The 17,726-nt window shown below is 71.7% G+C and carries 15 protein-coding genes and 2 tRNA genes; 8 read left to right on the forward strand and 9 right to left on the reverse strand.

The genetic code is table 11. The features are described from left to right. Positions 1–65: 65 nt before the first annotated feature. The 3 genes from HNQ01_RS09590 to HNQ01_RS09600 are packed head-to-tail and all read right to left on the reverse strand — an operon-like array spanning position 66 to position 5,104. Complete coding sequence (locus HNQ01_RS09590) at positions 66–1,022, reverse strand: alpha-E domain-containing protein (protein WP_173805163.1); 957 nt, start codon at positions 1,020–1,022, stop codon at positions 66–68. A gap of 49 nt (positions 1,023–1,071) precedes the next feature. Next, a complete protein-coding gene (locus tag HNQ01_RS09595) occupies positions 1,072–2,502 on the reverse strand; it encodes a circularly permuted type 2 ATP-grasp protein (RefSeq protein ID WP_173805164.1) in 1,431 nt (476 codons plus the stop codon). Positions 2,503–2,545: 43 nt separating this feature from the next. Further along, positions 2,546–5,104 carry a DNA internalization-related competence protein ComEC/Rec2 gene (locus HNQ01_RS09600; RefSeq protein ID WP_173805165.1) on the reverse strand — a complete coding sequence of 853 codons (2,559 nt, stop codon included), beginning with the start codon at positions 5,102–5,104 and terminating at the stop codon, positions 2,546–2,548. 151 nt (positions 5,105–5,255) lie between these two features. On the opposite strand from HNQ01_RS09600, the gene HNQ01_RS09605 reads away from it, so the two are divergent. The 4 genes from HNQ01_RS09605 to HNQ01_RS09620 all read left to right on the forward strand — a co-directional run bounded on the left by HNQ01_RS09605 (position 5,256) and on the right by HNQ01_RS09620 (position 8,785). Further along, positions 5,256–5,714 carry a RidA family protein gene (locus HNQ01_RS09605; protein WP_149503437.1) on the forward strand — a complete coding sequence of 153 codons (459 nt, stop codon included), beginning with the start codon at positions 5,256–5,258 and terminating at the stop codon, positions 5,712–5,714. 17 nt (positions 5,715–5,731) lie between these two features. Further along, positions 5,732–6,268 carry a disulfide bond formation protein B gene (locus tag HNQ01_RS09610; RefSeq protein ID WP_173805166.1) on the forward strand — a complete coding sequence of 179 codons (537 nt, stop codon included), beginning with the start codon at positions 5,732–5,734 and terminating at the stop codon, positions 6,266–6,268. Positions 6,269–6,462: 194 nt separating this feature from the next. After that, the gene (locus HNQ01_RS09615) at positions 6,463–7,983 is read left to right on the forward strand and encodes an ATPase, T2SS/T4P/T4SS family (RefSeq protein WP_173805167.1); all 1,521 of its coding nucleotides are present in this window, start codon (positions 6,463–6,465) and stop codon (positions 7,981–7,983) included. Beyond that, positions 7,961–8,785 carry a hypothetical protein gene (locus tag HNQ01_RS09620; RefSeq protein ID WP_173805168.1) on the forward strand — a complete coding sequence of 275 codons (825 nt, stop codon included), beginning with the start codon at positions 7,961–7,963 and terminating at the stop codon, positions 8,783–8,785. Before HNQ01_RS09615 ends, HNQ01_RS09620 begins: the two co-directional genes overlap by 23 nt. Here HNQ01_RS09620 and HNQ01_RS09625 read toward each other — a convergent pair. Then, positions 8,761–10,218, reverse strand: a complete 1,458-nt coding sequence (locus HNQ01_RS09625; RefSeq protein ID WP_353621677.1) for an ATP-binding protein — start codon at positions 10,216–10,218, stop codon at positions 8,761–8,763. The two genes, HNQ01_RS09620 and HNQ01_RS09625, sit on opposite strands and share 25 nt — an antisense overlap. Continuing rightward, positions 10,215–10,934: a winged helix-turn-helix domain-containing protein gene (locus HNQ01_RS09630; protein ID WP_173805169.1), complete on the reverse strand. Its 720-nt coding sequence runs from the start codon at positions 10,932–10,934 to the stop codon at positions 10,215–10,217. Before HNQ01_RS09630 ends, HNQ01_RS09625 begins: the two co-directional genes overlap by 4 nt. A gap of 527 nt (positions 10,935–11,461) precedes the next feature. Between HNQ01_RS09630 and HNQ01_RS09635 the strand changes: the two genes are divergently transcribed. The 3 genes from HNQ01_RS09635 to HNQ01_RS09645 all read left to right on the forward strand — a co-directional run bounded on the left by HNQ01_RS09635 (position 11,462) and on the right by HNQ01_RS09645 (position 13,494). Further along, a complete protein-coding gene (locus HNQ01_RS09635; protein ID WP_173805170.1) occupies positions 11,462–12,964 on the forward strand; it encodes a methyl-accepting chemotaxis protein in 1,503 nt (500 codons plus the stop codon). A 131-nt stretch (positions 12,965–13,095) separates the two neighbouring features. After that, positions 13,096–13,172, forward strand: a tRNA-Arg gene (locus HNQ01_RS09640). A gap of 133 nt (positions 13,173–13,305) precedes the next feature. After that, on the forward strand, positions 13,306–13,494 hold the full coding sequence (locus tag HNQ01_RS09645; protein ID WP_217427481.1) for a hypothetical protein: 189 nt from the start codon (positions 13,306–13,308) through the stop codon (positions 13,492–13,494). Between the two features lie 23 nt (positions 13,495–13,517). Here HNQ01_RS09645 and HNQ01_RS09650 read toward each other — a convergent pair whose 3' ends face one another. The 4 genes from HNQ01_RS09650 to HNQ01_RS09665 form a co-directional block, all read right to left on the reverse strand. Next, positions 13,518–14,852, reverse strand: coding sequence for an FAD-dependent oxidoreductase (locus HNQ01_RS09650; protein WP_173805172.1), 1,335 nt, complete (start codon positions 14,850–14,852; stop codon positions 13,518–13,520). 17 nt (positions 14,853–14,869) lie between these two features. Next, the gene (locus HNQ01_RS09655; protein WP_173805173.1) at positions 14,870–15,184 is read right to left on the reverse strand and encodes a c-type cytochrome; all 315 of its coding nucleotides are present in this window, start codon (positions 15,182–15,184) and stop codon (positions 14,870–14,872) included. A 221-nt stretch (positions 15,185–15,405) separates the two neighbouring features. Then, positions 15,406–15,482 (reverse strand) — tRNA-Pro (locus HNQ01_RS09660). A gap of 26 nt (positions 15,483–15,508) precedes the next feature. Further along, complete coding sequence (locus HNQ01_RS09665; protein ID WP_173805174.1) at positions 15,509–16,459, reverse strand: carbohydrate kinase family protein; 951 nt, start codon at positions 16,457–16,459, stop codon at positions 15,509–15,511. Between the two features lie 221 nt (positions 16,460–16,680). Here HNQ01_RS09665 and HNQ01_RS09670 point away from each other — a divergent pair, with 221 nt between their 5' ends. Further along, positions 16,681–17,679: a sugar ABC transporter substrate-binding protein gene (locus tag HNQ01_RS09670; RefSeq protein WP_173805175.1), complete on the forward strand. Its 999-nt coding sequence runs from the start codon at positions 16,681–16,683 to the stop codon at positions 17,677–17,679. Positions 17,680–17,726: the final 47 nt, after the last annotated feature.

A 17,726-nucleotide genomic window follows, 5' to 3' on the forward strand; every position in this document is an offset into this window, starting at 1 on the left:
CGTAGGCACCGTGCATGACGGCACGGTGCACGACGCGTCGCCGGGGCGGCGAGACCGGTCCGGGATCAGCCGACCGCGACGAGGAAGTCGCGGCTGATGCCCGCGCCCAGCTCGTTGACGCGGTCGAGGAACTGCGTCAGGTAGGCATGCAGGCCGGTGGCGAGGATCTCGTCGATGCGGCCGTATTCCAGGTCGGCATGCAGCCGGCCGGCGCGGCGCAGCGTCTCCGACGAGTGGTCGTTGGCCACCAGCTTCAGGTTGACCTCCACCTCCTGCGTGCAGGCGGCCAGCGAGCGCGGCATGTCCGGGCGCAGGATCAGCAGCTCGGCGACCTTGTCCGACTGGATGACGTTGCGGTAGACCTTGCGGTAGACCTCGAAGCCGGAGACCGAGCGCAGGATCGCCGCCCAGTGGTAGAAGTCGTACTCCTGGTCGCGGTCGTCGGCGGCGCCGTAGAAGTCGCTCTCGACCGCATGGAACTTGACGTCGAGCAGCCGCGCGGTGTTGTCGGCGCGCTCCAGGAAGGTGCCGATGCGCACGAAGTGCAGCGCCTCGTCCTGCAGCATCGTGCCGACCTGCACGCCGCGCGACAGGTGCGAGCGGAACTTGACCCACTCGAACAGCGCGCTCGGGTCGCGCTCGAGCAGGCCGTCGCGCAGCAGGCGGTTGAACTCCAGCCAGGTCTGGTTGGTGGTCTCCCAGACCTCGGTGGTCAGCGCGCCGCGCACCGCGCGGGCGTTCTCGCGCGCCGCGCGCAGGCAGCTCCAGATCGACGAGGGATTGCGCTCGTCGCGGACCATGTAGGTCATGACGGTGGCGGCGGTCACGTCGCCATAGCGGCGCGCGAAGTCGCCGCTGAGCTCGGAGATGCTCAGCAGGCCGCGCCAGCCCAGCTCGGAGACGGCAGCCGACTGCGGCAGCAGCGCGGTCTGGTAGTTGACGTCGAGCATCCGGGCGGTGTTCTCGGCGCGCTCCATGTAGCGCGACATCCAGAACAGGTGGTCGGCGGTTCGAGACAGCATGGGGAAATCCTTGTCCTTGATTCTTGCGTGTTCTTCGGGTCTTCGCCGCTCAGTCCTCGAGCACCCAGGTGTCCTTGGTGCCGCCGCCCTGCGAGGAATTGACCACCAGCGAGCCCTCCTTCAGCGCCACGCGGGTCAGGCCGCCGCAGACCATCTGCACCTCGCTGCGGCCCGACAGCACGAAGGGGCGCAGGTCGATGTGGCGCGGCGCGATGCCCTTCTCGACGAAGGTCGGGCAGGTCGACAGGCTCAGCGTCGGCTGCGCGATGTAGTTGCCGGGATTGGAGATCAGGTGCTCGCGGAACTTGGCGATCTCGTCCTTGCTCGCGGCCGGGCCGACCAGCATGCCGTAGCCGCCGGCGCCGTGCACCTCCTTGACGACCAGCTCGGGCAGGTGGTCGAGCACGTAGCGGAAGTCGTCGGCCTCGCGGCAGAGGTAGGTCGGGACGTTGTTCAGGATCGGCTTCTCGCCGAGGTAGAACTCGATCATCTTCGGCACGTAGGCGTAGATCGACTTGTCGTCGGCGACACCGGTGCCGATGGCGTTCGACAGCGTCACGTTGCCGGCGCGGTAGGCCGCCAGCAGGCCGGGACAGCCCAGCGTCGAGTCCGGGCGGAAGGCCAGCGGATCGAGGAAGTCGTCGTCGAGGCGGCGGTAGATCACGTCGACGCGCTTCGGTCCGCGCGTGGTGCGCATGAAGACGAAGTTGTCCTTGACGAAGAGGTCCTGGCCCTCGACCAGCTCGACGCCCATCTGCTGCGCCAGGAAGGCGTGCTCGAAGTAGGCCGAGTTGTACATGCCCGGCGTCAGCACGACCACCGTCGGGTCGTTGATGCCGCCCGGCGCGACCGAGCGCAGCGTCTCCAGCAGCAGGTCGGGGTAGTGCGCGACCGGGGCCACGCGGTGCTGCGCGAACAGCTCGGGAAAGAGCCGCATCATCATCTTGCGGTTCTCGAGCATGTAGCTCACGCCCGAGGGCACGCGCAGGTTGTCCTCCAGCACGTAGTAGGTGCCCGAGCCGTCGGGGTTGGCCGCGCGCACGATGTCGATGCCGGCGATGTGCGAGTAGATGCCGCCGGGCACGTCCACGCCGATCATCTCGGGCCGGTACTGCGCGTTGGCCAGGATCTGCTCCGGCGGAACGATGCCGGCCTTGACGATCTCCTGGCCGTGATAGACGTCATGCACGAAGCGGTTCAGCGCGGTGACCCGCTGGCGAAGACCCGCTTCCAGCTCGCGCCACTCGTGGGCGGGAATCACCCGCGGAATCAGGTCGAAGGGAATCAGCCGCTCGGTGCCTTCGCCGGAATCCTTGTCGCCGTAGACGGCGAAGGTGATGCCGACACGGCGGAAGATCATTTCCGCCTCTTCCCGGCGGGCCTGCATGACTTCCCCGGGCTGCTGCTGCAGCCAGCGCTCATAGGTACGGTAGTGGTCCCGGACGACCGGACCGCTCGCATTCATTTCATCGAACATCATTGTTCTCGTCGTGGTGGTTGAGCGTAGGCAGGAAATAGCAATATCAGGGCCAGCCAGGGTCCCCATCGGTTCCAGGATTCCTGTCCTCACCATCCTGCCAGTAGCGCCAGCGCTCCGCCCTGGCGCACCACGAGGAAGCGTCCGCACTGCTCCAGTGCCACGCACCACATCGGGTCGTCAGGATCAGATGAGTACCCAAGTCCCGGTATCTCTGGAGTACCGGCCACGCCGGATGTCCATAGGGATTGAATCGTCCCGATTGCACGATAGCCCATGTCGGCGTCACGGAATTGACAAAGTACAAACCGGATGAGGAAGCACTGCCGTGGTGCGGCACCTGGAGCACCTCGGCGCGCAGCGCCTCGGGGTGACGCAGGCCCAGGGCCAGTTCCTGCTCCACGCCGATGTCGCCGGTCAGCAGCACCCGCCGGCCGCGGGCCGACTCGATGCGCAGCACGCACGAGAGCGCGTTCGAGCTCGCACGCCCCGGACCGGTGCGCTCGAGCACCTCGGCCTGCGGATGCAGGAACTCGAAGCGCACGCCGTCGTGCTCCCAGCGCAGCCCGTCGCGGCAGGGCTGGTGAGGCGTGCGGGCGCGCAGCGGGTGGCCGGGCTCGAGCGAGCTGTGCATCAGCCGCACCGGCAGCGCCTGCAGCAGCGAGGCGGCGCCGCCGACGTGGTCGGTGTCGCGGTGGCTGAGGACCAGCCGGTCGATCGCGTCGATGCCCTGCGCGCGCAGCAGCGGCACCAGCACCCGCTCGCCCGCGTCGCCGCCCTCGCCGTGGCGGCCGTAGGCCGGGCCGGTGTCGTGCAGCAGCACATGGCGCGCGGTGCGGATCAGCACCGCGTGGCCCTGGCCGACATCGGCGGCGAGCAGCTCGAACTCGCCGGGCTGCGGCCGCGGCAGCGCCGGCCACAGCATCGGCAGCAGCGCCGGCAGCGCCAGCAGCCGCAGCCGCACCGGCGCGGGCAGCACCAGCGCCGCCGCTGCGACGATGCCCAGCGCACGCGCCCAGTCCGGCGCGGCCGGCGCGCTCCAGACCGCGCCCGGCCATGCCGCCAGCGGCGCGACCGCCGCGCGCAGCGCCTCGGCCCCCTGCAGCGCCGGCCACCACAGCGGCTCCAGCAGCAGGCCCAGCAGCGCCAGCGGCGTCAGCACCAGCGTGACCACCGGAATCGCCAGCGCATTGGCCGGCAGGCCGACCAGCGGGATCTGCGAGAAGAACACCAGCGTCCACGGCGCCAGCCCGACGGTGGCGACCCACTGCGAGCGCAGGGCCTCGCGCGCACCGTCCCGGCACCGCCCGCGCCATCGATCGAACCATCGATCGCGCCACGGCCTGCGTCCGCCTCCGCCCGGGGCGCCGCCACCGGCCGCCTGCGTCGGAGCCGAGCCGAACAGCAGCGCCACCGCGACGAAGGACAGCCAGAATCCCGGCTGCAGCAGCGCCCACGGATCGGCCAGCGCCACCACCGCGGCGACCACGCCCAGCAGCCGGGGCGCCGGCCACTGGCGCGCGCCCTCGCGCAGCAGCACCACCAGCGCCAGCATCAGCACGGTGCGCTGCGACGGCACGCCCCAGCCGGACAGCAGCGCATAGCCGAGCGCCGCCAGCACGCCGGCACGCCGCGCCGCCCGGGGCGCCGGACAGCGCAGCGGCGCGCCCGGCAGCCGCCGCCACAGCGCGCCGGCCAGCACCCCGGCCAGCCACGCGAACATCGTGACGTGCAGGCCGCTGATCGCCACCAGATGGGCCAGGCCGGCGCGGCGGAACAGCGCCCAGTCGTCCTGCTCGATCGCGCCCTGGTCGCCGACCGCCAGCGCGGCGATCAGACCGGCGCCCGGTCGCGCGCCGAGCCGCGCGACGATGCGGTCGCGCTGGTCCTGGCGCCAGCGGTCGATGCGGTGGCGCCCGCTCTCGCCCAGCGGCACCGCCAGGTCGGCAGGCACCGCCGCGCGCGGTGCGACCACGCCCGTGCCGCCGGCGTCGTCCTCGAAGGCGGCCAGCACCGCATCCGGCCCCTGCGGATTGACCCGGCCGCCGGGCGGGCGCAGCCGCAGCGTCAGCCGCCAGCGCTGGCCGGCGCGGGGCGCCTGAGCGCGCGCCGGCACCGGCTCGGCGGCGCTGGCGGGCCAGACCACGCGCAGGCGCGGCGGCAGCGGCGGCGGCGCGTCGCCGTTGACGCGGCTCCCGGCCGCGGTCAGCGTCGCCGGCCAGCCGGCCCGCTCGACCTCGAGCAGCCCGCGCCAGCGCCCGGCCTCCATCTGCGGCAGCCCGGCGACGACGCCCTCGACCTGCACCAGCCGGTCCGACAGCGCCGGATCGAGCCGGTGGGACAGCCGCTGCGCCGCGCGCACGTCGGCCTGCAGCGCCGCCAGCAGCGCGCAGGCCGGCAGCAGCACCCATGCGGCCGCGGTGCGCCGCCCACGCCGCGCGAGGACCAGGCCCGCGGGCAGCAGCGCCAGCGCAGCCCCCAGCAGCATTCGCCGCAGCGAGGCCTCCAGCGGGGCCGGCAGCTGCAGCTGCGCCGCGATGCCGGCCAGCACCGCGGCGGCCAGCAGGCCCAGCGGCAGCACCGGTGCGCCGGCGCGCATCTCCATCGCCCATCCCCCCGGTCCGGCTGCAGCCGGCCCTGTTCATGCGGGCCAGTGTAGGATCGCCCCCACCCGGGCGGGGCACGGGTCATCCGCGCTTGACAGCGCACCCGCCTCCGCACCGGAAAACGAAGAATCGATCCACCGGAACCCTCACATGAGCATTTCCCAGCGCCTCCAGGACCTCGGCATCAGCCTGCCGCCCGTGGCCGTGCCGGCCGCCGCCTACGTGCCCTTCGTGCGCACCGGCAACCTGGTCTTCCTGTCCGGCCACATCGCCAAGAAGGACGGCAAGCCCTGGGTCGGCCAGCTCGGCCGCGACATGGACACCGCCACCGGCCGCGAAGCTGCCCGCGCCATCGCCATCGACCTGATGGGCACGCTGCAGGCCGCCGTCGGCGACCTGTCGAAGGTGCGCCGCATCGTCAAGGTCATGAGCCTGGTCAACAGCACGCCCGACTTCACCGAGCAGCACCTGGTCACCAACGGCGCCTCCGAGCTGTTCGCCCAGGTCTTCGGCGACCAGGTCGGCGCGCATGCCCGCAGCGCCTTCGGCGTCGCGCAGATCCCGCTGGGCGCCTGCGTCGAGATCGAGCTGATCGCCGAAGTCGAGTGAGACTGCCGGGACGCCCCATGAGCCTGACTGCCCTGCCCGCCCGGCACCCGCGCGCCACGCTGGCGCTGATCGCGCTGGCCTGCGTGGCCAGCGTCGCCGCGGCGCTGTTCGCACAGCACCGCCTGGACATGCAGCCCTGCCCGTGGTGCATCCTGCAGCGGATCCTCTTCCTGCTGATCGCGGCGGTGGCCACGCTGGCGGCCGCGCTGCCCGAGGGCCTCGGCGCGGCGCTGTCGCGCCGGCTCTCGGCGCTGCTGGTGGCGCTGCTGGCGCTGGCCGGCGCCGCCGCGGCGCTCTACCAGCACTTCGTCGCGGCGAAGCTGCCCTCGTGCGACCTGACGCTGGCCGACCGCCTCATCTCCGGCCTCGGTCTCGACGCCTGGCTGCCCGAGGTGTTCGAGGTGCGCGCCTCCTGCGCCGAGGCCGCGGTGTCGGTGCTGGGCGTGCCCTTCGAGTTCTGGAGCGCGGCGCTCTACCTGACGCTGGCGCTGCTGGGCCTGCTGCTGCTCGTGCGTCCCGTCGAGCGGCCTCGCGCGGTCTTCTCGCGGCGCTGATTTCTCGGCGCGGAGAGCGGGGATTGCCATCCGATTGTGAAATACTTGGCATGAACCAACCCGTATTGCGCGTTCATGCCTTTCCAGTCGCCGCGACCTGACCTGTCCCCCCGGATGCCGGAGCCCGGCTGCGGGGGTGCGGTCATCCACCCGCGGGACTGTGTCCGCAGGCCGGACGCACTCCAATGTCGGGCATGAGCGCGCAGGACCTGACACGCCCCGGGAGCGCGGAGCTGGCCGAGCGCGTCGTGCAGCGCCTGATGCGCCGCTACAGCCTCGACACCCGCTGCCCCGCCCCCGACTCCAGCCTCGACCCGGCCTTCCGGCGCTGGCTGTCGCTGGCCAGCGGCATGATGCCGGCCGAGCTCGAACGGGCCGAACCCGGCCTGATCGACACCCGGCTGATCCCGACCGAACAGGCGCGCGAGCGCCTGTGCGTGGCCATGCGTGCGCCCGACCAGGCCACCGCGCTGGTGCTGGCCGATCCCTTCGACCGCGAGCAGCGCCTGTGGCTGGAAGCCCGGCTGCGCCAGGAAGGCCAGCTGCGCACCCGCTGGTATGTCGCGCCCGCGCCGGCTCTGCTGGCCTTCGTCGACCGGGTCGAACGGGTGCGCCAGGCGCAGGAGAGCGACCGCTTCGGCGTGCGCGGTCCGCGCCGCGACGACGCCGGCGCGGCGCAGGTGCCGCCGCTCGAGCCGCTGAACCGGCTGCTGCGCCGCGCGCTGGAGCGCCAGGCCAGCCACATCCACCTGCGCCCGCCCGGACCCGACGAGGCCGACGGCGGCGAGCTGCTGCTGCGGGTCGACGGCCGGCTGCGCCCGCTGCCGCCCGAGCCGCAGGACCTGGCGTCGAGCGAGGCCGGGCGACGCGCCGCGAACGCGCTGCTGGCCGAGGCGATGCGGCACGCGACCGGCCCCGACGGCCTGCTGCGCATCGCGCACGGCGGCGGCACGCTGGCGCTGCAGGCGCTGCGCCAGGACGAACGCATCGTGCTGCGCCTGCCCGAGCCGGTGCGGCCCGCGCCGGCGCTCGCGGCGCTCGGGCTGGAGAGCGCCAGCCTGGGCGCGCTGGCGCGCTCGCTGGCGCAGCCGCACGGGCTGTGGCTGCTCGCCGCCCCGCCCGGTCAGGGCCGCAGCCTGCTGCTGCAGGCGCTCGCGCGCGAGGCACGCGCCACCGGCCAGCATGTCGAGTGCCTGGCGCGCCCCGATGCGGCCCGGCTCGAGCGGGCGCTGCAGGCCGACCCGGACCGGCTGCTGATCGACGGTCTGCCCGACGGCGACGACGGCACGCTGGCCGCGCGGCTGGCCACGCTGGCGCTCGAGGGCCGGCCCGTGGCGATCGCGCTGGCCGCGACCACGCCGTGGGCGGCGATGCGCCGGCTCGAGCAGGCCGGCATGGACCGCGCGGTGCTGGCGCAGACGCTGCGCGGCCTGCATGCGCAGGTGCTGCTGGCCTGCCCCTGCCCGCTGTGCGACGGCGACGGCTGCGAGGACTGCGACGGCCAGGGCCGCGCCGGGCGCATCGTCGCCTCGGCATGGACCGAGGTCGACGCGACGCTGGCCAGCGCGATCGCCGAGGGCCGACCGGCGCCCCGCCTGGCCGCGCTGGCGCGCCGCGGCGGGCGCCCCGACCTCGCCCAGGCGGTGCTGGCGCGGGTCCGCGAAGGCCGCGCCGTGCCGGAGGAAGCTGCCCGTGCCGCTGCGCTGGCGCACTGAACTGCGGCTCGACCTGCGCGCGCGCGGCTGCCAGGCGCAGCTGATCGGCGCGGGCTGGCGCGAGCGCAGCATCGCCTCGGCCAGCGGCAGCGGCCGCGGCGCGGCGGCGCTGGCCGCGGCACTGTCGGCGCTGCGCCTTGCCGATGTCGAGACGCTGCCCGCGCAGGCGCGGCTGCGGCTGTCGGACGAATACGTGCTGCACCTGCTGCTGGTGCATGCCGGCCCGCGGGCGCGGGTGATGGAGGCCGCGTGCGCGCGCTTCGAAGCCGCGCTGGGCGCCTCGGCAGGACGGCGCGTCATGCTGGTGCGCGCCGGCCGGCATCACTGGCTGGCCAGCGCGGTCGAGGAGCGCGACCTGACGGCCTGGAACGAGGCGCTGCAGCAGGCCGGCGTGCGCGCCGGGCCGGTCGCGCCGGCGCTGCATGACGAATGGCTGCGCGTGGGCCGCCACATCCGCGACGAGGATGCGGTGCTGGTGCTGCCGCGCGACGAGGGCGCGACGCTGCTGCGGCTGATCGACGGCGAGCCGGTCGACCTGCTGTGGGAGCGCTTCGACGGCGACGATCCCGGCTCGCTCGAGCGGCGGGTGCGCGCCTTCGCCGCGACCGCGCAGGGCCGCCGGCGCCGGCCGGCCTGGGCGCAGACCGACGGCCTGGGCGTCGCGGCCGAGCCGCCCGAGCCGGCCCAGGTGATCTACCTGCTGCCCGAGAGCGGCGCGCTGTGCCGCTATGTGCGCGACCGCGATCCCGGCACGCCGCCGCCGGCCCCGCTCCAGGATCAGGACGGCACGGACGCGACCTGATCCTGCGGCGCGGCCGGCTCCGGCCCGGCCAGCATCACCGACACCCGGACGCGCAGCCCGCCCAGCTCGGGCGAACGGTCGACCTGGACGCCGAGCTGCAGCGCCAGCGCGATCCGGCGCACGATCGACCAGCCCAGGCCGCTGCCCGGACGCTCGTTGCCCAGCGCGCGGAAGAAGCGCTCGCCCAGGCGCTGCAGATGCTCGGGCGGCAGGCCCGGGCCGCTGTCCTCGACGATCAGCATCGCGCGCGCCGGGCCCGGCGTCGCCTCGTCCGCGCCCCCGTCCGCCGCCTCCGGCAGCTCGACCGGCGGCTGCACCGTGACGCGCACCGTCGCGCCGCTGGGGCTGTAGCGCAGCGCGTTGTCGATCAGGTTGCGCAGCAGCACCGCCAGCAGCGTGGGCTCGCCGCGCACCTGCAGCCAGCCCTCATCCTCCGGCGCCTCGAACTGCAGGTCCTGGCCCTCGTCGAAGGCGGTCGAGGCGATCTCGGCCACCTCGTCGCGGGCCAGCACCACCAGGTCGGCGCGACCCTGGCGACACTGCGGCTCGGCCTCCAGCCGCGCCAGCGTCAGCAGCTGCTGCACCAGGCGGGTGGCACGGTCGCAGCCGGCCAGCGTCGCCTGCAGCGCATGGCGACGCGCGGCCGGATCGGCCACCGCCAGCGCGGCCTGCGCCTGCGCGCGGATGCCGGCGATCGGCGTGCGCAGCTCGTGCGCGGCATCGGCGGTGAAGCGCCGCTCCGAGCTCAGCAGCGCATGGGTGCGACCGAAGAGCTCGTTGAGCGCATGAATCAGCGGCAGCAGCTCGTCGGGCGCCTCGTCCAGGCGCACCGGCGTCAGCTCGGCCGGATCGCGCGCGGCCAGCTCGCGGCCGAGCCGGTCCAGCGGCACCAGCCCGATGCGCACCGCCCACCACACGCTCAGGCCCAGCAGCGGCAGGGCCACCAGCAGCGGCAGCAGCGAGCTGCGCAGCACCGCCTGCAGGATCTCGTCGCGCGAATAGCCCAGCTCTCCGATCAGCACGATCACGTCGGAGGCCTGGCGCGGCCGCGCCGCGTAGACCCGCCAGTCGCGCCCGGCCAGATGCGAGAGGTGGAAGCCCGGCTCCAGCGGCGCCAGCGGCTCGGCCGGCGCATTCCAGGAATGCATCTCCAGCACGCCGTCGCGCCAGACCTGGAAGGCCACGCGCGGCGAGTAGCGGTGCAGGTTGGAGGCCGGCGGCAGCGCCGCCTCGCCGCCGTCCTCGAGCTGCAGCGCGATCAGCAGCGCCGCCGACTGCGCCAGATGGCCGTCGAGCAGGTCGTCGAGCTCGCGCCGGGTGTCGACCCAGGCCAGCACCGCCGCGAGCATCCACAGCATCGACACCCCGGCCAGCACGCGGCCGAGCAGCCGCGCGCGCAGCGAGCTGCGCCGGCGGGCGAGGCGGCGGATCACGAGGCGGCGAGCGGCGCGTTGCCGGTGTCGGGCGCGGCCTCGGCCGACGGTGCGGCCGACTGCGCCGCGAAGGCGTAGCCGACGCCGCGCACCGTGCGGATGCGGTGCGAGCCGAGCTTGCGGCGCAGGTGGTGGACGTGGACCTCGATGGTGTTGCTGCCGACTTCCTCGCCCCAGCCGTAGAGATGGTTCTCGAGCTGCTCGCGGGTCAGCACCCGGCCCGGGCGCAGCATCAGCACATGCAGCAGGCTGAACTCGCGGCTGGAGAGCTTGACCGCCTCGCCGTCGACCCAGACCTCGCGCGAGGCGGGCTGCAGGTCGACGCCGTTGCTGCTGAGGCGGTCCTGCGCCTGGCCGTGCGATCGGCGCACCAGCGCGCGCAGCCGCGCGGCCAGCTCGTGCAGGTCGACCGGCTTGACGACATAGTCGTCGGCCCCGATGTCCAGCGCCTGGATGCGCTGGGGCACGCCGTCGCGCGCGGTCAGCACCAGCACCGGCGTGGCCACGCCCCGGTTGCGCAGGTTCTGCAGCACGTCGATGCCGTCGACCCGGGGCAGACCCAGGTCGAGGATCGCGGCGGTGTAGTTCTGGTTGAGCAGTTCGCGCTCGGCGGCAACGCCGTCGCGCACCCAGTCGACCTGGAAACCCAGGGCACGCAGGCCGGCACGCAGACCATCGCCGAGCAGCTGATCGTCTTCGGCAAGCAGCAATCGCATGATGTGAATTAATCCTCGCTAGACAGACTCCGATCGTAGTCCGGACCGATGAATCACGGCTTAGTCACCACGTCGAAAGGGAAAAAAAAGGCCCTTCCGGAGGAAGGGCCTGAAAGCCCGCGCCACCGAAGCGGCACGGTGCGGGGGAACTGTGACGACTGCCGTGTTGTCGTCGCGCAGGCACGCGGACTTCACCGCGCGCGCCTGCAGGCACCTGCTGGGACTGCGTTCACCGCGAAGAGGTTCACAGATGTTACACATGGTACACACCATTTCCAGCCGACGACAAGACTACACCGCAAATCTTGGATTGCATTAAGGCCTGTTCCGCCCCAGGCACAAGCGGAATTGAAAAGTACCGCTGTTCCGGCAAAGGTCCCGGGCCCTTCAGCCGATCTTACGGGCCAGAGGGACTTGGCCACCATCCAAGTCCGATTGCTGGCTCACCGTGAAAAGACGCCTGGATTCCCATGAACATCTGGACAGCCCCCGGCATTGCTCGCCGCCAATTCGTCATTTCTGCCGCCATGCTGACGCTGCTGGCCGGCGGCGCAGGGCTGGCGATCACCAAGCAGACGGACATCAAGCACCTGTCCCGGCAGGCCGAGACCGTGCGCACCGCGCAGGTGCGCGAGATCGCCCAGGCCGAGCTCATGGTCACGCAGGTGTCCCTGCAGCTGCGCCACGGCATGCTGGCGCGCAGCGCCGACGAGCGTCAGGCGGCCATCGACGACATCCTCAAGAAGCGCGAGCTGATCCAGAAGACGCTGGATGACTACAGGAGCCGGCTGTTCACCGAGAAGGGCAGGAAGGAATTCGAGAACATTCCTGACAGGCTGAAGACCTTCTGGATCAAGGGCGAAGCGAACCTGACGCTGGTGCAGCAGGGCCGCAGAGAGGAGGCCTTCGCCTTCCTCGTGGCGGAGACGATTCCCGCGCGCAACGCGCTGCTGAACGAACTGAAGAGGAACGTCGCCTACCAGGACAGCGCCTTGCGCAGCGACATCGAGCGGATCGGCGCCGCCGCCGATGCCACGCTCTATGGGCTGCTGGCGGCGCTGGGCCTGCTCGCGGCCGGGCTGATCGGGTCGAGCCTCCATCTGGCCAGAAGCCTGCAGCGCCGGGTCGAGCAGTCGACACAGGTGGCCATCAGCGTCCGGGACGGCGACCTGTCGACCGCCGTGATCGATGCGCGGCGCGACGAGTTCACGCCCCTGCTGCAGGCACTGTCCGAAATGCAGCAGTCGCTGCGCAGCATCGTCGCGGGCGTGCGCGACAGCGCCCAGTCCGTCACGCAGGCCAGCGTGGAGATCGCCTCCGGCAACCAGGACCTGTCCTCGCGCACCGAGCAGCAGGCCTCGGCGCTGCAGCAGACCGCCGCGACGATGGACGAGCTCAGCAGCACGGTGCGCACCAATGCCGCCCACGCCCAGGAGGCGACCCAGCTCGCGCGCGACGCCGTGCAGGTCGCCACCAGCGGGGGCACGCTGATGGACGACGTGGTGCAGACGATGCAGGGCATCAGCGAGTCCTCGCGCAAGATCGGCGACATCATCGGCGTGATCGACTCGATCGCCTTCCAGACCAACATCCTGGCGCTCAATGCCGCGGTGGAAGCCGCACGTGCCGGCGAGCAGGGCCGCGGCTTCGCGGTGGTCGCCACCGAGGTGCGCAACCTCGCGCAGCGCTCGGCCGAGGCCGCGCGCGAGATCAAGGCGCTGATCTCGACCAGCGTCGGTCGGGTCGAGCAGGGCTCGGGCCTGGTCAGCCGGGCCGGCGCGACGATGAGCGACATCGTCCAGGCCATCGACCGGGTCAGCGGCATCATCACCGACATCAGCGAGGCCAGCCAGGACCAGCGCAGCGCGATCGAGCAGGTCGGACAAGCCATCACGCACATGGACCAGAACACCCAGCAGAACGCGGCCATGGTCGAGCAGAGTGCCGCCGCGGCCCAGCAGATGCGCGAACAGGCCGAGGGGCTGCTGCAGTCGGTGTCGTCCTTCCGGCTGGACTCGCGGCCGGCCTGAGCGCGGGAGCGGCCCTCGGCGGGCGGCAAGGCGGCGACTGCTACAATCGCCAGCTTTCCGGGATGCAGCGACGGCGGACGCCGTTCCTCCATCCATTCCTTGCGGCGCCTGCCTCCGCCGGCGCCACACGGCTGCCCGTAGCTCAACTGGATAGAGCAGCTGCCTTCTAAGCAGCAGGTCGGGGGTTCGAGTCCCTCCGGGCAGGCCAGCTCCACCGGCCGGCCCCCTGGCCGGGCGACGCATCGCTTTCAGCTTCCAGGCACCCATCCAGGGCCTGGTGCGCGGCCGCGCCCATCCGGGCCGGACGAATCACCCACCAGAAGGAACCCATGAAAGTTGATATGCACATCGTCGACTCGGTCACCGGCCGTTGCACCGTCGAGCGAATCCGGGGGCCGCGCCGCGATCTGCGCGCGCAGGTGAGAGCATGCGCGCGCCGCGACGGTGTCGCGTCCGCCTGGGCCTGGGCCGTCAAGCCCGAGGCCCGTCAGGGCCAGCGGATGCTGGAGTCGGCCGACGCCGATCTCTGAGTCGACCGGAAGCGGCGCCGCGATCAGGCGAAGGTGTCGCTCATCAGCGACGTGAACCAGGTGTTCATCGCCTCCAGGTTGTCGCTGCTCCACCCCGCCGAAGCCCCGAACGACTCCGGCACCAGCTTCATCGCCGCACCCGCCGGGTCGTACTGGAACATGGCGTGCAGCCATGAGGCCTGCTTCATCGTGATGGTGGAGAAGCATGACGAGGTCGTCACCGGCTCGGGGTCCGGCCGGCCCCCGGCGAAGATCCGCGCCAGCGCATCCGCGCAGACCTTGGCCTCCTGATTGGCGATGTGGCCGGCCTTGGGCTGGGTGGTCGCGCTGGCGTCGCCCAGGATGTGGATCTTCGACGCCCCGGCCACCGTGCTCGAATAGTCCAGCACATCGACGCCGGCAAAGCGGCCCCCGGTGGCATTGGCCAGGCCGGCCGTCTGCACCAGCGCACCGGCGCGCTGGCCCGGAATCAGGTTGACGACGTTGGCGCGCAGGCTGCCGCCGCCGGCGAAATGCAGCGTCTTCGTCGCCGTGTCGACGTGGTCGATCGTCACGCCGCTCCGGTACTCCAGCACCGAGGCATGCAGCCCCTGGAAGGCCGGCGCGAAATTCTCCTTCTCGACCACGATGTCCGGATTGGCGTCGAGCACGATGATCCTGCTGCGCGGCTTCTTCGCCTTGAGCCAGTCGGCCAGCAGGCAGGCGCGCTCGTACGGTCCCGGCGGGCAGCGGTACGGCGCCTTCGGGATCGTCAGCACGACGGTGCCGCCGGCCGGCATCGCGGCGAGCTGGGCGGCGAGCTGGGTGGTCTGCGTGCCGGCCTTCCAGGCGTGCGGCATCAGGCTGGCGTCGGTCAGGCCGACAACCGGATCGAAGTCGATGCCCGGCGCCAGCACGATGCGGTCGGCCGTCAGCACCTTGCCCGACGCCAGCGTCACCTTCACGGCGACCGGGTCGATCGCGCGCACCTCGTCGACGACGGTGATGACGCCGTACTTGCTCCTGAGCGTCGCGTAGCTGTAGTTCAGGCTGGCGAGCGTGCGCTGGCCGGTCAGGACCATGCTGCTCATGATGTTCGAGGTGTACGACGAGGCGCGCTCGACCAGCGTCACCTCGACGCTGTCGCCCCACAGGCGCATGTACTTCGCGAAGGTCGCGCCGGCCATGCCGCCGCCGATGACGATGACGCGCGCCTTGGGCCGGGTCGGCGTGACGGCCAGGGCCTGCGCCTCCGGCGCGGCCAGATCCTGTGCCGAGAGCGATGCGGGGTCCTCGCCGCCGCCGCAGCCCGACAGCAGCGCCGACGGGCCCATGACGGTGGCACCCAGGCCGAGACCGAGGAAATGACGACGTTCCATGGTGTTTTCCTCCGGGCTCAGCGTTGCGTCGACAGCCAGATCGACAGCAGGCGCAGCTGCGCGTCGGTGTAGCCCATCGCGTGCCTGACCATCAGCCCGCTGCCCTCCTTGCCGGAGCGCATCTCCAGCAGATCCTTGTAGATCTCGCCGGACGGCTTGCCGGCCAGCGTCTCGAAGCCGGGTCCCTTGCCGTTCGTGCCGTGGCACTGGAAACAGTTCGAGGCCAGCAGGCGCCCCGGGGGCGGGGTCTGGGCGGACGAGCCCTGGCCGATGCACAGCAGAGCGGCGGTCCAGAGCAGGCTCTGGAGTCCCGGGCGGGAAGATGTCGACATGGCGGTCGCCTCTGGGGGGTCGATGGGGCTGCGAAGAGGCCCGTGAGAGCCTGTCCTCCAGGGTCAGCCTCAGCCTGAAGCCGGCATGAATCCCCGGCCGCATTCCGGCCCCGGGCGTGACAGCGGTCACGCTGGCGCCAGATAGATCCACGGGTATCGACGAATCCCGCGCGCGCCCAGAAACGAAAAACGCCTTGAAGATCAAGGCGTTGAAGAGTCGATGGTCGGGGTGGTGGGATTCGAACTCACGACCCTCTGCTCCCAAAGCAGATGCGCTACCAGGCTGCGCTACACCCCGACGAAGACCGCGACTATAGCAAATTCTCAGACCTGGTCACGCAGCTCGGCGCGGCGCGGCAGATCGGGCCCGCGCCGGGTGCAGGTGATCGCCGCGGCCCGGGCGGCGAAGTCGGCCACCCGGCTCACCTCGTCGAGCGAGATGCCCGCCAGCGTCTGCGGCGTCAGCCGCCCGATCTCGGCCAGCGCGATCAGCGTCGCGGCCTGGAAGGTGTCGCCGGCGCCGACGGTGTCCTGCACCGTGACCTTCGGCGCGGCGACCTGAACCCGCCCGGCCCTCGTCCAGGCGAAGGCGCCCTCGCCGCCGCGCGTCATCATCACCAGGGCCACGCCGGCGGCCTGCCAGCGTGCCACCAGCGCCTCGATGTCCTCGCCCGGATAGAGGCGCTCGAAGTCCTCGTCGCTGAGCTTGAGCAGATGGGTGCGCGAGGCCATCCACTCGATGTGATCGCGCCAGACCGCCAGCGAGGGCTCGACGTTCAGGCGCACGTTCGGGTCGAAGGAAATGACCGTGTCGCGGTGGCGGGCCTCGACCAGCGCGCGCAGCGTCGAGCCGATCGGCTCGACCACGCAGCCGTAGGAGCCGAAGTGGATCGCCGCGACCTCCGCCGGCAGCGCGGCCAGGTGCCCGGGCAGCAGCTGGCGGTCGGCGCCGCCGTGGCCGTAGAAGCGGTAGCTCGGCACGCCGGCGGCATCCACGCCGACCAGGCTGAGCGTCGTCGGCGCATCGCAGCGCACCAGCGCTTCGGTCGAGATGCCTTCCTGCTCGATGCTGGCGAGGATGCGGTCGCCGAGAAAGTCGCGCGAGACCGCGCCGAGAAAGACCGCGCGGCCGCCCATGCGCTGCACGCCGGCGGCGACGTTCAGCGGCGAGCCGCCGACGACCGCATCTAGGTGCAGGCCGTTCGGGGTCGCGCCGTTCTGGAACACGTCCAGCAGGGATTCGCCGCAGATGACGATGGGCAGGCTCGGGCTCATGGCAGGGGACATCGGATGTGTTGGATTCGGGGACAACAGCGCAAAGGATTGCGCCTGTCTTGGGCCCCCATCGTCTCACTCCCCTGCACGAAGAGCACTAGGGAAATCACTAAATCAAGCTAGTTGATTTAATTAGTCCCAAGCCCAAGAATCCATCCCACACCTCACCTCACCACCGGGCCTGCACCGCGGGCCGTTCCTAGCGCAACGGAGACAACCACATGAAGCGTCTTTCCACCCTGGGCATCGCCGCCGCTCTGGCCTGCATGGCCTCGTCGTCGATGGCGGCCGAGCCGGTGATCGGCCTGATCACCAAGACCGAGACCAACCCCTTCTTCGTCAAGATGAAGGAAGGCGCCCAGGCCGAGGCCAAGAAGCTCGGCGCCAAGCTGCTGAGCGGCGCGGGCAAGGCCGACGGCGACAACGCCGGCCAGGTCACCGCGATGGAGAACATGATCGCCGCCGGGGCCAAGACCATCCTGATCACGCCGAGCGACTCCAAGGCCATCATCCCGGCGATCAAGAAGGCGCGCGACCAGGGCGTGATGGTGATCGCGCTGGACAGCCCGACCGATCCGGTCGACGCCACCGACGCGCTGTTCGCCACCGACAACTACAAGGCCGGCGTGCTGATCGGCCAGTACGCCAAGGCCGCGCTGGGCGGCAAGAAGCCGGTCATCGCGACGCTGGACCTGTTCCCCGGCCACCCGGTGGGCGCGCAGCGCCACAACGGCTTCCTGCAGGGCTACGGCCTGCAGTCGCTGGACGCGAAGAACAACGAGCTGGCCAAGCCGGCCGAGGTGGTCTGCATGGCCGACTCCTTCGGTGATCGCGCCAAGGGCCAGACCGGCATGGAGAACTGCCTGCAGAAGAACGGCGACATCAACCTGGTCTACACGATCAACGAGCCGGCCGCCGCGGGCGCCTACAACGCGCTGAAGGCCGCCGGCAAGGAAAAGGACGTGGTGATCGTGTCGGTCGACGGCGGCTGCGACGGCGTCAAGGACGTCGCCGGCGGCAAGATCGCCGCGACCTCGCAGCAGTACCCGCTGAAGATGGCCGCCATGGGCGTGGCCGCCGGCGTCGAGTACGCCAAGACCGGCAAGAAGGTCAGCGGCTACGTCGACACCGGCGTGACGCTGATCGCCCACAAGGCCGTCGCCGGCGTCGACAGCAAGGACACCAAGGTCGGCATCGACCTGTGCTGGGGCAAGAAGTGATGCCCGCGGCCGGTGACGCCGCCCGGCGCTGACACCGGCCCGCGCGC

This window comes from Sphaerotilus uruguayifluvii, from assembly GCF_013294065.1.
GTDB lineage: Bacteria > Pseudomonadota > Gammaproteobacteria > Burkholderiales > Burkholderiaceae_C > Sphaerotilus > Sphaerotilus uruguayifluvii.

Bases quoted from the DNA above. Each gene is read 5' to 3' on its own strand.
- HNQ01_RS09590 (WP_173805163.1), bottom strand. From the start codon at position 1,022: ATGCTGTCTCGAACCGCCGACCACCTGTTCTGGATGTCGCGCTACATG.
- HNQ01_RS09595 (WP_173805164.1), bottom strand. From the start codon at position 2,502: ATGATGTTCGATGAAATGAATGCGAGCGGTCCGGTCGTCCGGGACCAC.
- HNQ01_RS09600 (WP_173805165.1), bottom strand. From the start codon at position 5,104: ATGGAGATGCGCGCCGGCGCACCGGTGCTGCCGCTGGGCCTGCTGGCC.
- HNQ01_RS09605 (WP_149503437.1), top strand. From the start codon at position 5,256: ATGAGCATTTCCCAGCGCCTCCAGGACCTCGGCATCAGCCTGCCGCCC.
- HNQ01_RS09610 (WP_173805166.1), top strand. From the start codon at position 5,732: ATGAGCCTGACTGCCCTGCCCGCCCGGCACCCGCGCGCCACGCTGGCG.
- HNQ01_RS09615 (WP_173805167.1), top strand. From the start codon at position 6,463: ATGAGCGCGCAGGACCTGACACGCCCCGGGAGCGCGGAGCTGGCCGAG.
- HNQ01_RS09630 (WP_173805169.1), bottom strand. From the start codon at position 10,934: ATGCGATTGCTGCTTGCCGAAGACGATCAGCTGCTCGGCGATGGTCTG.
- HNQ01_RS09635 (WP_173805170.1), top strand. From the start codon at position 11,462: ATGCTGACGCTGCTGGCCGGCGGCGCAGGGCTGGCGATCACCAAGCAG.
- HNQ01_RS09645 (WP_217427481.1), top strand. From the start codon at position 13,306: ATGCACATCGTCGACTCGGTCACCGGCCGTTGCACCGTCGAGCGAATC.
- HNQ01_RS09650 (WP_173805172.1), bottom strand. From the start codon at position 14,852: ATGGAACGTCGTCATTTCCTCGGTCTCGGCCTGGGTGCCACCGTCATG.
- HNQ01_RS09655 (WP_173805173.1), bottom strand. From the start codon at position 15,184: ATGTCGACATCTTCCCGCCCGGGACTCCAGAGCCTGCTCTGGACCGCC.
- HNQ01_RS09665 (WP_173805174.1), bottom strand. From the start codon at position 16,459: ATGAGCCCGAGCCTGCCCATCGTCATCTGCGGCGAATCCCTGCTGGAC.
- HNQ01_RS09670 (WP_173805175.1), top strand. From the start codon at position 16,681: ATGAAGCGTCTTTCCACCCTGGGCATCGCCGCCGCTCTGGCCTGCATG.